We start from the raw sequence: 15,488 nt of genomic DNA, 5'->3' as shown, positions 1-15,488 counted from the left end.
ACGCTCGTCCTTCTCTAATCAAATGCCGTGCCAGACTCGATTCCGCCGCAAAACAACGGAATTCAGCCGCATTTGTGCCTGATATGCCCAAGAATTGATCAGTCCGACGAATGTTCGTGGCGCAAAAACAGGCAGTGCCGCTTTTCGCACCACGGCGGGCGAGGACTACCCTCCAGCGCCAAGAATCAGTGTCGCCTGCCCTCGGGCGCGGTGGGGGAAGCGGCCGCAATCCGCCGGTTCCAACCCCGCCGCGGTCGGTGCCGGGGAATGCGGATTGGCAGCCTGCCTGTCAGCGGAAGCGCCGCAGCCGCGTCCGGCGGCGCGGAATGGCGGGACGTGGAGCAGGTTCACCGGCACCGACCGGCGGCGGGGAAAGATCCTGTTTACCTGTGAATGGTTTTGCGGCAGCGGCACCGATGGCTGCGACAGGTGGGCAATGCCAGTCGGCGGGCGTGTCGAGCCACACACCCGCCGAGGCCGGGTGACGCCAAAGCCTCCGGATCGGGCCTGCCGTGATCACCGCGGCCCGCCGGCACGATGCAGGTCAGATCGTTGCGGCTACCGCGGCCCGAAGCGCTTCGTTGATGCGGTCCTGCCAGCCTGGGCCGCCCGCCTGGAAATGCTCCAGAACATCCTGATCGATGCGAATCGAGACCAGTTCGCGGGCACCGGGCGGGGCCGCGGCCCTGGCGGGCGCCGGGGCTGCGGCCGGCTTGGCCGGCTTGAACACTGCCTCGGCGGTCTCCAGGGCGCTGACCGGTCGGCGGGGGCGGTTTGCCATCAGGCTGTCCTCCTATGCGTGGATCCCGGCGACGGCGCCGAGGTTGCCGATCGCTTCTATCGCGTGAATGGCGGCTTGTCAGCGCGATTGTGGCCCGTTGGGCTGGGGCCGCCGCTCTGGCTGTGGCGGGGCGACATGAAAAGGCCGGGACGCGCGAGCGCCCCGGCCGATCTGCTTGCCCGCTCCGCCTCAGGCGGCGGCGGACGCCTTGCCGGCGGTCGGAACCTCGGCAATGGTCTTGAGGATCTGCGAGGCGATCTGGTAGGGATCGCCCTGCGAGTTCGGACGGCGGTCTTCCAGGTAGCCGCGATAGGCGTCGTTCTTGACGAAGCTGTGCGGAACGCGGATCGAGGCGCCGCGGTCGGCCACGCCCCAGCTGAACTGGTCGATCGACTGGGTCTCGTGCTTGCCCGTCAGGCGCATGTGGTTGTCGGGACCGTAGACCTCGATGTGATCGGCGCAGTTCTTCTCGAAAGCGGCCATCAGGGCGAGGAAATAGTCCTTGCCGCCGGTCTCGCGCATGAAGGTGGTGGAGAAGTTGGCATGCATGCCCGAGCCGTTCCAGTCCGTGTCGCCGAGCGGCTTGCAGTGATACTCGATGTCGATCTCGTAGGCTTCGGTCAGTCGCTGCAGCAGATAGCGGGCGATCCACATTTCGTCGGCGGCCTTCTTGGAGCCCTTGCCGAAGATCTGGAATTCCCACTGGCCCTTGGCCACTTCGGCATTGATGCCTTCGTGGTTGATGCCAGCGGCGAGGCAGAGGTCGAGATGCTCCTCAACGATCTGGCGGGCGATGGGGCCGACATTGGAATAGCCGACGCCGGTGTAGTACGGGCCCTGGGGGGCCGGGAAACCGGTTTCGGGGAAGCCGAGCGGACGGCCGTTCTGGTAGAAGAAATACTCCTGCTCGAAGCCGAACCAGGCGCCCTCGTCGTCCAGAATGGTGGCGCGCTTGTTGGAGGGGTGCGGGGTGACGCCATCAGGCATCATCACTTCGCACAGCACCAGCACGCCGTTGGTGCGGGCGGCATCCGGGTAGACGGCGACCGGCTTGAGAACGCAATCGGAGCTGCGGCCTTCTGCCTGCATCGTCGAAGACCCGTCAAAGCCCCACAGCGGCAGGTCATCCAGCGTCGGGAAATCCGCGAATTCCTTGATCTGCGTCTTGCCGCGCAGATTCGGAACCGGTGTGTATCCGTCCAGCCAGATGTATTCGAGTCTGTATTTCGTCATTGCTAGTCTCTCCTGATCGAAGCGGTCTGATGCAACCAATTTTCTCATGCGTATGGCGATGGCGGCCAAAGCCACCACCTCGGCTGAGTTCCAACACGCATGAAACGTGCCAACCGGGGGAATCGGGGCGGACACCGCAGGCTTGCGGTGCGCGGCCGCGGGCAGTTTTCCATGAAAAATCGTTGAATCGACGCAGAATGCTGCCGTTTTGACGGGCGTCTGAGCTCGATGCCTATCATCGAGGCGACATTTTGGCGCATTCCGTCCCGCAACGGCAAAAGCCGGCCTGCAGCGCTGCATCACGGTGTGTTGCCTATAATATAGGCAATTGCCTATTTTTTGTGATTTAGCTGATGAATTGTTGCCGCGAAACTGGTATGAACCGGAAACCAATCAGGTCCAGGATTCGTTGGACCACGTGTATCTGCAAGGAGACCAGTCATGGCGCAGGCAGCATTGCAAGGAACCGCAAAGGTCTACCAGTTCCCCGTCGGCGGGCGCGCCGGCTTTGCCGAAGCGCAGAAGGCGAAGCTGAAGGAGGCCGAGCGCCTGAGGCAAATCAGCGAAAGCGTCGTGGATGACTGCTGGTATCATGGCGCCGCGATCCGGGAGAGCGACCCGTCGTGAACGGTGGTCGCGGTCGCGGACCAGCTAACCGCTGAGTCCCGGCCGACGCAGGAACCGGTTGTCAGCCAGCAATTTTGCTGATCCGATGCAGCATGGCCTTTTCCCTTCGCCAGTTGCAGTATTTTGTCGCCGTGGCCGCCGAGGGCACGGTGTCGGGCGCCGCGCAAAATCTGTCGATTTCGCAATCGGCGGTGACCGAGGCGATCAAGGGGCTAGAGACCGATCTAGGCGTGGAACTGTTCGAGCGCCATTCGCGCGGCCTCCTGATCACCCACAAGGGGCACCAGTTTCTCCGCCATGCCACCAAGATCCTGTCCGACGTGTCGGACGCGCGGCGCAGCTTCTCGGCCGAGCGCGAAATCTCCGGCGGCACGCTGCAACTCGGCGTCACCTCACTGGTGGCGGGCTACGTGCTCTCCGACCTGCTGGCTCGATACCGGCGCGCCTTTCCGGGAATTGAAGTGTCGGCCATCGAGGACAATGGCGACTATCTCGAGCATCTGTTGGTGGGGGGCGAACTCGATGTTGCCGTCATCGTGGTTTCCAATCTGCGCGACCGCATGGCGCTGCAGACCGAGATTCTCGAGGTGTCGCCCTACCGGCTCTGGTTGCCGCTCGGCCACCGGCTGGCCTCCGCAGAGAGCATCGAGATCGCCGACCTCGCCAACGAACCCGTGATCATGCTGACCATCGACGAGATCGAAGAAAGCACGGCCAAGCTGCTCAGCGCCATCGGCGGCAAGCCGCGCATCGCCTTCCGCACCCGCTCCGTGGAAGCGGTGCGGAGCCTTGTGGCGACCGGCGCCGGGGTGGCGCTGCTGCCGGACCTTGTCTACCGGCCCTGGTCGCTGGAGGGCGACCGCATCGAATCTCGGGATGTGTCGGGCAGCCTGCCGATGGTGCAGGTGGGGGTCGCCTGGCGTCGCGGATCGCAGCTGTCGCAGGCGGCGCGGGATTTCATCGGCCTCTCGCAGGCGCAGCGGGGCATGCGCCAACGGTGAGATATCGGAATTTTCGATAACGACGATCTGATAAAAGAATTTGCCGATCTGCAGGCTTGACCGCACTCTTGATGCCGAGGCGATGCCGATGCACGGCCATCGCGGTTTGCGGGAGATTCATCGATGAAGAAGTCACTCTGCAGTTGCACGGCCATGGCGCTGGCCTTTTCGGTTGTGGCGCCCGGATTTGCCTCCGCCGACATGATGACGGAAGTCGGACCCGGCGAGGGCCAGGTCAACATCGTCGCCTGGGCTGGCTACATCGAGCGCGGCGAAACCGACAAGGCTTTCGACTGGGTCACCAAGTTCGAGGAGGCATCGGGCTGCAAGGTCAATGTCAAGACCGCCAACACGTCCGACGAGATGGTCGCGCTGATGAATGAAGGTGGCTTCGACCTGGTCACCGCCTCGGGCGACGCCTCGCTCCGGCTGATTGCGGGCAAGCGCGTGCAGCCGATCAACATCGATCTCATTCCGTCCTGGTCGGCCGTCGATGATCGCCTCAAGGACGCCCCCTGGCACACGGTCGACGGCACCCACTACGGCACGCCCTATATGTGGGGGCCGAACGTGCTGATGTACAACACGGAAGTCTTCAAGGAAGCGCCGACGTCCTGGAACGTCGTGTTCGAGGAAATGGAGCTGCCGGACGGAAAGACCAACAAGGGCCGCGTGCAGGCCTATGACGGCCCGATCCACATCGCGGACGCCGCGCAGTATCTCATGTTCCACAAGCCGGAGCTGGGCATCAAGAGCCCCTACGAGCTCAACGAGGCGCAGTACAAGGAAGCGCTCGACCTGCTTCGGGTGCAGCGCACGCTGGTCGGCCGCTACTGGCATGACGCCTTCATCCAGATCGATGACTTCAAGAACGAGGGCGTGGTCGCGTCGGGCTCCTGGCCGTTCCAGGTCAACCTGCTCAAGGCCGACAAGGTGCCTGTCGCCTCGGTCATCCCGCAGGAGGGCGCCACCGGATGGGCGGACACCACGATGATGCATGCGGAGGCCGCCAATCCGAACTGTGCCTATCTGTGGATGGAGCATTCGCTGGCCTCCAACCTGCAATCGGATCTCTCCGTGTGGTTCGGCGCCAACCCGTCGGTTCCGGCCGCCTGCACCGACGGCCGCGGCATGCAGACCGCCGAGGGCTGCACGGCCAACGGCCTGGACGATTTCGAGAAGATCAGCTTCTGGACCACCCCGGTGACGAAGTGCGCGAGCCAGGGCGAGTGCGTGCCCTATTACCGCTGGGTCTCGGACTATATCGGCGTCATAGGCGGGCGCTAGTTTCCGTCCCGGTGAGGCGACCGCAGGGCAGCCAGGCGGCCGATCAGAGTCGGATCTGCGGATGAGGGGCGGTCAGGCGCCCCTCGAGCCACGGTTCCGGCGGGCCGACGCGCCATTGCGGTAGCCACGGTCTCTTTGAGCGAAATGAAAAGAGATGCGAGACATCCGATGACCCCAGCGGTGACTTTCAGCCAGGTTTCCCGGCATTTCGGCAGCGTTCGCGCCGTCGACGCACTCGACCTCGACATCGCGCCGGGCGAATTCTTCGCCATGCTCGGACCCTCGGGATCCGGGAAGACGACATGCCTGCGGCTGATCGCCGGCTTCGAGCAGCCGACGGCAGGCCATATCGAGATTTTCGGCGAGACCGCCGACGGCGTGCCGCCTTACCGGCGCAACGTCAACACGGTGTTCCAGGACTACGCGCTGTTCCCGCATCTCAACGTGCTCGACAATGTGGGCTACGGGCAGATGATCCGGGGGATCGGCCGCGCCGAGCGGGCGCGCGATGCCGAAGCCGCGCTCGAGATGGTCAAGCTGCCCGGCTACGGCGCGCGCAAGCCGGGGCAGTTGTCCGGGGGCCAGAGACAGCGGGTGGCGCTGGCCCGGGCGCTGATCAACAAGCCGAAGGTGCTCCTGCTCGACGAGCCGCTGGGCGCGCTCGATCTCAAACTGCGCGAACAGATGCAGGAGGAACTCAAGGCGCTGCAGAGATCGCTCGGCATCACCTTCGTCTTCGTCACCCATGACCAGGGCGAGGCGCTGTCGATGGCCGACCGGATCGCGGTGTTCAACGAGGGCCGGATCATGCAGACCGGCACGCCAGAGGAGATCTACCGCCGGCCCAAGTCGCGTTTCGTGGCGGACTTCGTCGGCTCCTCGAACGTGCTCTCCCCCGAGACCACGCAGCGGCTCGGCGGGCCGGCCGAATGGGCGAGCCTGCGGCCCGAGGACATCCGCCTCGGCTCCGGCGGCGGTCACGAGGCGCGTGTCACCGGGGCGAGTTTCCTCGGCAGTGCGACGCGAGTGACGCTGAATGCGGCGGGCGGGAAGCTCACCGTGCTGCTGCCCGCCGGTTCCTCGGTGCCCGAGCCGGGCGCCGGCGTCCGGTTCTCCTGGGAGCCGTCGGCGCTTCACCTGATGGGACCGGTCGCATGACGGCTGCCACCGTTACCGCCGGCGCGATCCTGCCGGGCCGGGGCGGGGCCGCCGGCAGCCTGTCGGATGCGTTCTGGCGCCATCCCGGATTGCTGCTGTTCCTGATGCTGACGCCGCCGCTGATCTGGCTCGGCGTGGTCTATCTCGGAAGCCTGTTCGCGCTGCTGATGCAGAGCTTCTTCGCTGTCGACGAGTTCTCCGGCATGGTCGTGCGCGAGTTCACGCTGAAGACCTATGGCGAACTCCTGCGTCCCTCCAACCTCGACATCATCCTCCGCACCGTCGTCATGGCCGGCCTGGTGACGATCGCCTCAGCGATCATCGCCTTTCCGATCGCCTATTTCGCCGCCCGCCATGCCCGAGGTCGCTGGAAGGCGGTGTTCTATCTCGGCGTGATGCTGCCCCTGTGGTCGAGCTACCTCGTCAAGGTCTATGCCTGGAAACTGATCCTCGCCAAGGAGGGCATCCTCACCTGGGTGTTCGAGCGGCTGCATCTGACATTCCTCATCGACGGCTGGCTGGCGCTGCCGGTGGTCGGCGGCAACTCGCTGTCGGTGAGCCCGACCGGCACGTTCCTCGTCTTCGTCTATGTCTGGCTGCCGTTCATGATCTTGCCGGTGCAGGCCGCCCTCGAGCGGGTTCCGGGAAACCTGCTGGAAGCCTCCGCCGATCTCGGGGCCTCGCCGCGACAGACCTTCGCCCATGTGCTGCTGCCGCTGGCGCTGCCCGGCGTGATTGCCGGATCGATCTTCACCTTCTCGCTGACGCTGGGCGACTACATCGTCCCTCAGATCATCGGCACCTCGCACCTGTTCATCGGCATGGCGGTCTACGCGCACCAGGGAACGGCTGGCAACATCCCGCTGGCCGCCGCCTTCACCGTGGTACCGGTGGTCATCATGGGAATCTATCTGTGGCTGGCCAGGCGGGCGGGGGCCTTCAATGCGCTCTGACCGCCAGCACCGGACGCCGCCCGGACTGAAGATCGCCGCCGCCGCCGGGCTCCTGTTCCTGCACCTGCCGCTGCTGCTCATCTTCCTCTATGCCTTCACCACCGAGGACAAGAGCTACCAGTTCCCGCCGCCGGGGCTGACGCTGAAGTGGTTCGCCGTGACCTGGAACCGCCCCGACGTCTGGGAGGCGCTCGGCCTGTCGGTTCGCGTCGCCTCGATCTCGACCGGAGTGGCGCTGCTGCTCGGCACCTTGTGCGCGGCCGCCGTGTCGCAGACCCGCTTCTTCGGTCGCGAGACGATCTCGCTCATGGTCATCCTGCCCATCGCGCTGCCCGGCATCATCACCGGGATCTCGCTCAGGTCCGCCTTCAACCTCGCCGAGATCCCGTTTTCCTTCTGGACCATCGTGCTCGGCCACGCAACCTTCTGCGTCGTGGTCGTCTACAACAACGCGGTGGCCCGATTCCGCCGGCTGTCGGGGTCGCTGATCGAGGCTTCGATGGATCTTGGCGCCGACGGATTCCAGACCTTCCGCCACGTGATCCTGCCAAACATCTCCACCGCTCTGCTCGCCGGCGGCATGCTTGCCTTCGCGCTGTCCTTCGACGAGGTGATCGTGACCACGTTCACCGCCGGACAGCAGCAGACGCTGCCGATCTGGATGCTGGAGGAACTGGTGCGGCCGAGGCAGCGCCCGGTGACCAATGTGGTGGCGATGGTGGTCGTGCTGGTCACCTTCCTGCCGATCCTTCTTGCCTATTACCTGACCCGCGACGGCGACCAGATCACCGGCTCGGGCAAATGACACCAACGGGAGAGATGCAATGCACACAGAGATGCTGATCGGCAACCGATTCGAGGCCGGTACCGAAACCCCGGAGAACGTGCTCAATCCGAAGACCGGCGAGACCATCCTGCACCTGCCGGAGGCGTCGGCGGCGCAGATCGACGCGGCGATGCAGGCGGCCGACAAGGCATTCAGGACCTGGTCGCGGACGACGCCGGCCCAGCGCTCCACTTACCTGCTGGCGATCGCGGCGCGCATCGAGGCAGAGGCCCGGGACTTCGCGACGCTGGAGGCGCTCAATTGCGGCAAGCCGATCAACGCCGTGCTCAATGACGAGATTCCGGCGATCGTCGACTGCTGGCGCTTTTTCGCCGGCGCAGTGCGCTGCATGCCGGGCAACGCCGCGGGCGAATACCTGCCCGGCTTCACCTCGATGATCCGGCGCGACCCGATCGGCGTCGTTGCCTCGATCGCACCGTGGAACTATCCGCTGATGATGATGGCCTGGAAGCTGGCGCCGGCGATTGCCGGCGGCAACACGGTGGTGTTCAAGCCATCGGAGCAGACGCCGCTGACGGCTTTGAAATTGGCCCGGGTCATGGCCGACATCCTGCCCGAGGGCGTGGTCAGCGTGGTGCTGGGGCGGGGCGAATCGGTCGGCAACGCGCTCATCAACCATCCGCGCGCCGACATGATATCCATCACCGGCGATGTCGCCACCGGCAAGAAGGTGCTGCAGGCGGCCGCCCGCTCGGTCAAGCGGACGCATCTGGAGCTCGGCGGCAAGGCGCCGGTCATCGTCTTCGACGACGCCGACATCGACGCGGTGGTCGGCGGCCTGCGTGCCTTCGGTTTCTACAATGCCGGCCAGGACTGCACCGCGGCCTGCCGCATCTATGCCGGGCCGAAGATCTACGAAAAGCTGGTGGCCGACCTGTCCTCCGCGGTGGCGACCATCCGCTTCAACGATGCCGACGACACCCAGAACGAGATCGGGCCGCTGATCTCCAAGCGGCAGCGCGACCGGGTGGCGAGTTTCGTCGAGCGCGCCTCGGAAAAGAGCCACATGGAGATCACCACCGGCGGCAAGCCGTCCGGGCAGGGCGGCTTCTTCTATGAGCCGACGGTGATCGCCGGCGCGCTGCAGAGCGACGAGATCGTGCGGCGCGAGGTGTTCGGCCCGGTGGTGTCGGTGACGCGCTTCTCCGACGCCGACGAGGCGGTGACCTGGGCCAACGATTCCGAATACGGACTGGCGTCCTCGATCTGGACGAAGGATGTATCTCGCGCCATGGAGACGGCCTCGCGCCTGCAATATGGCTGCACCTGGATCAACACCCACTTCATGCTGTGCAACGAGATGCCGCATGGCGGATTGAAGCAGTCCGGCTACGGCAAGGACATGTCGCTCTATGCCCTGGAGGATTACACCGCGGTGCGCCACGTGATGATCGCTCACGGATAGGCCGGCAACGTCCGAGGACTGCTGACGAGCAGCGGGATGTCGGGCAGCGCCGGAAAGTGGTCTGATCGAAAGTTCGAAATGGACCCCGACAATGGGCCATTCGCCGGCTTATGCTTGCCGCCTGCTGCGGGCCTCTGCCGCATCAGCAAACGGCAACTCCGGGTGATGGTGCATGACGGACACATTCGATTTCATCGTGATCGGCGCGGGGTCGGCGGGATGCGTGATCGCCAGCCGCCTGAGCGAGCGGACCGGCCTGAAGGTGCTGGTGCTGGAGGCGGGCGGCAGCGACCGGAATTTCTGGGTCCGCATGCCGATCGGTTACGGCAAGGCATTTCATCACCCGGGCCTCAACTGGAAATACATGACCGAGCCGGATGCCGGCACGACAGGCGAAGCCTGCTACTGGCCGCGCGGCAAGGTGATCGGCGGGTCCAGTTCGATCAACGCCATGGTGTATATCCGCGGCCAGGCGGCGGATTTCGACAACTGGGCGGCACTCGGCAACCCGGGCTGGGGCTTTGCCGACGTGCTGCCGGCCTACAGGCGCATGGAGGACAATCTGGCCGGCGTCGATCAATGGCGCGGCGGCGGCGGCCCGCTGACCATCACCAGCATCGAGGATGTGGCCCATCCGCTCTGCGCCAACTATCTGGCGGGTGCTGCGGAGGTCGGCCTGCCGCGGAACGGCGATTTCAACGGCGGCACCCAGGAGGGGGTGGGCCTCTACCAGATCACCACGCGCGCCGGCTTTCGCTGCTCGGCGGCCACGGCCTATCTCAACCCGGCACGGCGGCGCGCCAATCTGGAGATTCGGTCGCATGCCCATGCCACCCGGATCCTGTTCGAAGGCGGCCGGGCGGTGGGGGTCGAGTACCGCCGCGGCGGAAAACTGCACCGGGCGATGGCTGGCCGGGAGGTGATCCTGTCAGCCGGCGCGGTGAACTCGCCGCAGCTCCTGATGCTGTCGGGCGTGGGGCCGGCGCGATCGCTCAAGCCGCTCGGCATCGATGTGGTCCGCGATGCGCCGATGGTCGGACGGAACCTGCAGGACCATGTCGGCTTCGACCATGTTTACCGCAGCAGCAAGCCGTCGCTCAACGATGTGCTCAGGCCATGGTGGGGCCGGCTGGCTGTCGGCCTCCGCTATCTCCTAAATCGCGACGGTCCGCTGTCGATGAGCCTCAATCAGGGCGGCGGCTTCGTGCGCAGCGCGCCCGGGCGGACGCGACCGAATCTGCAGCTCTATTTCTCGCCGCTGAGCTACACTCGCGCCTTGCCGGGGCGACGCGCGCTGATGAGCCCGGACGCGTTCGCCGGCTTCCAGATGGGAATTTCCAACTGCCATCCGACGAGCCGCGGCGAGATCGGACTCAAGACGGCCGATCCCTTTGCGGCGCCGAAAATCGTTCCCAACTATCTCAGCACCGAGGCCGACATGGCCGAGATGCTGGAAGGCGCACGGTTGCTCAGGCGCATCGCGGCAACGGCGCCGATGCGGGAGATCATCGCGAGCGAACTCAAGCCTGGCCCGGCCGTTCAGTCCGACGGCGAGCTGGCGGCCGATATCAGGGCGCGAACCAGCACCGTGTTTCACCCATGCGGCACTTGCGGGATGGGCGCCGATCCGGTCACGTCAGTGGTCGATGCGCGGCTGAGAGTGCACGGAATCGAGGGACTCAGGGTGGCGGACGCGGCAATCTTTCCAGTGATTCCCTCGGGCAACCTGAACGCGCCGAGCATGATGGTGGGCGAAAAGGCGGCGGAGATGATCCTGGCGGACATGGCCGGAGTCTGAGCCGCCTATCCGTCCGCGCCGGAGCGCTTCTGCTATTGCCCGCAAACGCGCCCCAAGTTCCTGTTTTGTCGCATTGTCCTGGGCCGAAGTGACATTCGCTTCGTCTTGAAATGCGCTAGCCGGGTGCCTTCGCGGCGCCGGCGCGCATGCCGCGCAACAGCCGGCCCAGCTCTTCCACCGCCGCCTCGATCGCGGCGGGCGGGACGGCGCTGAAGCCGAGGATCAGGCCCGGGGCCACGGGGGTTATGGCGAAGCGGCTGAGCGAGGAGAGCACGATGCCGCGTTCGGCGGCCCGGGCGATCACCTCGAGATCGTCGAAATCCGGCGCCAGCCGACCGACGGTCTGGAAGCCGGTGCTGGTGGGCTCCACCTCGAGCAATCCCCTGAGATGACGCCCGGCCGCGTCCTGCAGCGCCTTCTGGCGGTCGCCATAGACGCGTCGCATGCGGCGGATATGGGTGGTGAAATGGCCCTGTTCGATGAAGCTCGCCATGATCGCCTGCAGGCTGGCCGGCGCGCCCTGCATGGTTGCGCCGGCGACGCGCCGAAACACCGTGGCCAACGCCGGCGGCGCCACGACATAGCCGAGCCTGAGGGCGGCGAACATCACCTTGGAGAAGGTTCCGACATAGATCACCCGGCCCGAGGTGTCGACGCTCTTCAGCGTGGCCGCGGGATGGCCCGAATAATGGAACTCGCCGTCGTAATCGTCCTCGATGACCCAGGCACCGCAGCGCTCGGCGGCGCCGAGCAGCTCGAATCTCCGGCCCGGCGACATGGTCACACCCAGCGGGTGCTGGCGCGCCGGCGTGACGAAGGCGAGGCGGAAGTCCGGACACAGGCGCAGGCCCTCGGCGACGTCGATGCCTTCGTTGTCCACCGGAACCGGGACCAGGTCGGCGCCCGATGAAATCAGGCTGTTGCGGGCGCCGATCGCGCCCGGATTCTCGATCCACACCTTGTCGCCCGGATTGAGCAACGTCTGTCCGATGCGGTTGAAGGCGTCCTGGGCGCCGTTGAAGATGAAGACATCCTCGGGCGAGCAGGTGATGCCGCGATTGGCCTGCAGATGCATGGTTATGGCGCGGCGCAGCGAATAAAGCCCCTCCGCATCGGGATAGCCAAGCACGAGGTTGCGCGGCTGGCGCCAGTATTGAGCGCTGAGCCGCGCCCAGAGCGCCATCGGAAACTGGTCGTTGGCGGGCGTTCCGGTGACAAAGGCGCAGGGCGCTTCGGGATGGCTGAGCCTCGGGAAATACTGCTCGGAGGCGTCCACGCTCAGCCGCGCCAGCCGGGGCGCTGCCGAGCCTGACAGTCCGCCGAGCGTCCGGGGCGCAGGCAGGGGGCGGTCGATGTCGAGCGCCGCGCTGACATAGGCGCCGGCACCGACGCGGGAGGCGATCAGCCCTTCAGAGGTCAATTGCTCATAGGCGGTCACCACGGTCATCCGCGAGACGCCCTGATCCTGCGCCAGGGTGCGGCTTGAGGGCAGCCGCTGCCCGGCGGCCAGATGGCCCGACAGGATCAGCCGGCGCAATCCGCCGACCAGCTGGGTGCTGAGCGATCCGGGACTCCTGCGGTCGAGTTCGATGGTGGGGATAAGGGCGCCGCCGGCATATTTGACCATCGTGCTCGGAGTTTCCCCTGGTTTGATGCCGTCGCGATTGGCATGACCAATATTCCAAAATGGATCTGTTTGGAAGGCCAATCATGGCCGAAGTTCCGCGCACAGACCACATCGGCTGGATCCGCGAGACTGCGGCGGCGGGTGACACCATGCAAGGGCAGCGCAGATGAAGATCAAGGCCATCGAAACCTTCTCCACGCCGTTCGCCGGCTTCGTCAGGGTCACCGACGAAGCCGGCGACACGGGCTGGGGGCAAATTTCGACCTACCATTCCGACATTACCGCGCAGGTGCTGCACCGTCAGGTAGCGCCTTGGAGCATCGGCGTCGATATCGCCGATCTCGACGACCATCTCGACCGGATCATGGAGCGCGAGCACAAGTTTCCCGGCTCCTATCTGTGCCGCGCCATGGGGGGGCTCGACACTGCGGTGTGGGATCTGCGCGGCAAGCAGGCGGGCAAGCCGGTGGCGGCGCTTCTCGGTGGCAGCGCCGGACCGCTGCGCGCCTATGCCTCCTCGATGAAACGCGACATCACGCCGAAGGACGAGGCGGAGCGGCTCAAGCGGCTGCGCGATCGCGACGGGTTCGACGCCTTCAAGGTGCGCGCCGGCGCCGAGGTCGGCCGCAACCAGGATGAATGGCCCGGCCGCACGGAAGAGATCATCCCTTTGATGCGGCGCGAGCTGGGCGACGCGGTCGCCCTGCTGATCGACGCCAATTCCTGCTATTCGCCGGCGCGCGCCATCGAGGTGGGCCGCATGCTGGAGGACAGCGGCTACAGCCACTACGAGGAACCCTGCCCCTACTGGGAAATGGAGCAGACCAAAGAGGTGTGCGACACGCTGTCGATCGACGTCTCGGGCGGCGAGCAGGACTGGGACCTCACGCATTGGCGGCGGATGATCGAGATGCGGGCCGTCGACATCGTGCAGCCGGACATCTGCTATCTCGGCGGAATCAGCCGAACGCTCCGGGTGGCGCGGATGGCCGAGGCCGCCGGACTGCCCGTGACACCGCATTGCGCCAATCTCTCGATGGTGACGCTGTTCACCATGCACCTTTTGCGCGCAATCCCCAATGCCGGCAAGTATCTCGAATTCTCGATCGAGGGCCTCGATTACTATCCCTGGCAGCAGGGCCTGTTCCGCAACGATCCCTACGCCATCGTCGATGGCCAGGCGACAGTGACCGACGAGCCCGGTTGGGGCGTCGAGATCGAGCCGGAATGGCTGGCCCGGTCCGCCTATCAGATCAGCGGAGCCGACTGAGATGAGCGATGACACCAGGCAGATGGTCGAGGACTATTTCCGCACCGGCACACTCGCCGGCCTGCCGGATCGGCATTTCATCGACGGAGAATGGGTCGCCTCGTCCGATGGCGGGCGGATGCAGAGCTTCGATGCCGGGTCGGCGCGGGCGTTCCACGACTTCGCGGCCGGATCCGTCGGCGATGTCGACCGGGCGGTGGATGCGGCGCGGCGCGCCCAGAAAAGCTGGGGCCGGACCAGGGCGTCGGAGCGCGGCCGCATTCTGGCGCGCGCCGCCGAGCTGATCCGGGCTCATGCCGGGCGTCTGGCGGTGGCGGAATGCCTCGATTGCGGCAAGCCGCTGCAGGAGGCGGAAGGCGATGTGAGCGGCGCTGCGCGCTGTTTCGACTACTATGCGGGCGCTGCCGACAAGCTGCAGGGCGCTACATTTCCGCTGGGTCCGAACCATCTCGGCTATTCGCATCATGAGCCCGTCGGCGTGACGGCGCATATCATTCCCTGGAACTATCCGCTGTCGACGGCAGCCCGCGGAATCGCCCCGGCACTGGCGGCGGGCTGCACCGTGGTGGCCAAGCCGGCCGAGCAGACGCCGCTGACGGCGCTGATGCTGGCGGAGATCCTGCACCAGGCGGGACTGCCGGCTGGCGTTCTCAACGTCGTCACCGGCACCGGCGTTGATGCCGGCGCGCCGCTGGTGGCGCACCGGGATGTACGGCATGTCTCGTTCACCGGTTCGGTGATGACGGGCGTGAGCGTCATGCAGGCGGCCGCGCCCGCCGTCAGCAGCGTGTTGCTGGAGCTTGGCGGCAAGTCGCCGGTGGTGGTGCTCGCCGACGCCGATCTCGACGCCGCGGTCGAAGGCGTGCTGGGTGCGATCTTCGAGAATGCGGGACAGATCTGTTCGGCCGGCTCGCGGCTCGTGATCGACCGCCGCATCCACGCCGAAATGGTCGGCCGACTGGTCGACCGAGCCCGCCAGCTGACGATCGGCCATGGCCTCCGCCGGCCACAATTCGGACCGCTGAATTCCGCCGGGCATCTCGACAAGGTCGCCTCTTATGTCGATGCAGCGCGAGACCGCGGCGTCGAGATCGCCACGGGCGGCAGCCGGACAGTCGATCCGGCGAGCGGCGCAGGCTGGTTCTTCGAGCCGACCATTCTCGACAATGTCGCGCGGCAGGATGCGGTGGTGCAGGAGGAGATTTTCGGCCCGGTGCTCACCGTCCAGGTGGTGGACGGCGAGGAGGAGGCGCTCGAAGTCGCCAACGACACGCCGTTCGGCCTGGTCGCAGGCATCTACACCCGCGATTTCGGCACCGCACACCGGCTGGCGCGCGACATCGAGGCGGGACAGGTCTTCATCAACGAATATTTCGCCGGCGGCATCGAGGTGCCTTTCGGCGGCACCAAGATGTCGGGCTTCGGACGCGAAAAGGGTTTGGCGGCGCTCGAGGTCTACTCCAGAGTGAAGAGCGTTGCCGCACGGATCGAGGGATAACCG

Annotated in this window: 13 protein-coding genes; 10 read left to right on the top strand and 3 right to left on the bottom strand. The window is 65.8% G+C overall.

Annotated features, from left to right (window positions below):
- Positions 1-544: 544 nt before the first annotated feature.
- Positions 545-781 carry a BrnA antitoxin family protein gene (locus tag DFR52_RS19335; RefSeq protein ID WP_110033662.1) on the bottom strand — a complete coding sequence of 79 codons (237 nt, stop codon included), beginning with the start codon at positions 779-781 and terminating at the stop codon, positions 545-547.
- Between the two features lie 189 nt (positions 782-970).
- Positions 971-2,014, bottom strand: a complete 1,044-nt coding sequence (locus DFR52_RS19330; RefSeq protein WP_110033661.1) for a glutamine synthetase beta-grasp domain-containing protein — start codon at positions 2,012-2,014, stop codon at positions 971-973.
- 441 nt (positions 2,015-2,455) lie between these two features.
- On the opposite strand from DFR52_RS19330, the gene DFR52_RS19325 reads away from it, so the two are divergent.
- The 8 genes from DFR52_RS19325 (at position 2,456) to DFR52_RS19290 (ending at position 11,090) form a co-directional block, all read left to right on the top strand.
- A complete protein-coding gene (locus tag DFR52_RS19325) occupies positions 2,456-2,641 on the top strand; it encodes a DUF2735 domain-containing protein (RefSeq protein ID WP_110033660.1) in 186 nt (61 codons plus the stop codon).
- 92 nt (positions 2,642-2,733) lie between these two features.
- Positions 2,734-3,642, top strand: a complete 909-nt coding sequence (locus DFR52_RS19320) for a LysR family transcriptional regulator (RefSeq protein WP_110033659.1) — start codon at positions 2,734-2,736, stop codon at positions 3,640-3,642.
- A 123-nt stretch (positions 3,643-3,765) separates the two neighbouring features.
- Entirely contained in the window at positions 3,766-4,929 is a 1,164-nt protein-coding gene (locus tag DFR52_RS19315; protein WP_110033658.1) for an ABC transporter substrate-binding protein, read from the top strand.
- A gap of 168 nt (positions 4,930-5,097) precedes the next feature.
- On the top strand, positions 5,098-6,087 hold the full coding sequence (locus DFR52_RS19310; protein ID WP_110033657.1) for an ABC transporter ATP-binding protein: 990 nt from the start codon (positions 5,098-5,100) through the stop codon (positions 6,085-6,087).
- On the top strand, positions 6,084-7,040 hold the full coding sequence (locus DFR52_RS19305) for an ABC transporter permease (protein WP_110033656.1): 957 nt from the start codon (positions 6,084-6,086) through the stop codon (positions 7,038-7,040). The genes DFR52_RS19310 and DFR52_RS19305 overlap by 4 nt, the downstream gene beginning before the upstream one ends.
- Positions 7,030-7,845, top strand: a complete 816-nt coding sequence (locus DFR52_RS19300; protein ID WP_110033655.1) for an ABC transporter permease — start codon at positions 7,030-7,032, stop codon at positions 7,843-7,845. The genes DFR52_RS19305 and DFR52_RS19300 overlap by 11 nt, the downstream gene beginning before the upstream one ends.
- 19 nt (positions 7,846-7,864) lie before the next feature.
- Positions 7,865-9,292: a gamma-aminobutyraldehyde dehydrogenase gene (locus DFR52_RS19295; protein WP_110033654.1), complete on the top strand. Its 1,428-nt coding sequence runs from the start codon at positions 7,865-7,867 to the stop codon at positions 9,290-9,292.
- A 172-nt stretch (positions 9,293-9,464) separates the two neighbouring features.
- Positions 9,465-11,090, top strand: a complete 1,626-nt coding sequence (locus tag DFR52_RS19290) for a GMC family oxidoreductase (RefSeq protein ID WP_110033653.1) — start codon at positions 9,465-9,467, stop codon at positions 11,088-11,090.
- A 115-nt stretch (positions 11,091-11,205) separates the two neighbouring features.
- Here DFR52_RS19290 and pdxR read toward each other — a convergent pair whose 3' ends face one another.
- Entirely contained in the window at positions 11,206-12,717 is a 1,512-nt protein-coding gene (pdxR, locus tag DFR52_RS19285) for a MocR-like pyridoxine biosynthesis transcription factor PdxR (RefSeq protein WP_110033652.1), read from the bottom strand.
- A 166-nt stretch (positions 12,718-12,883) separates the two neighbouring features.
- Between pdxR and DFR52_RS19280 the strand changes: the two genes are divergently transcribed.
- Together DFR52_RS19280 and DFR52_RS19275 are read left to right on the top strand one after the other, a co-directional pair.
- Entirely contained in the window at positions 12,884-13,987 is a 1,104-nt protein-coding gene (locus tag DFR52_RS19280; protein ID WP_110033651.1) for a mandelate racemase/muconate lactonizing enzyme family protein, read from the top strand.
- 1 nt (position 13,988) lies between these two features.
- On the top strand, positions 13,989-15,485 hold the full coding sequence (locus tag DFR52_RS19275) for an aldehyde dehydrogenase family protein (protein WP_110033650.1): 1,497 nt from the start codon (positions 13,989-13,991) through the stop codon (positions 15,483-15,485).
- Positions 15,486-15,488 lie beyond the last annotated feature (3 nt).

Origin of the sequence: Hoeflea marina (genome assembly GCF_003182275.1) — a bacterium.
In the GTDB taxonomy this organism is placed as follows: domain Bacteria; phylum Pseudomonadota; class Alphaproteobacteria; order Rhizobiales; family Rhizobiaceae; genus Hoeflea; species Hoeflea marina.
The sequence above is the reverse complement of the archived record's forward strand: the minus strand, read 5'-3'. Positions and strand labels throughout refer to the sequence as shown.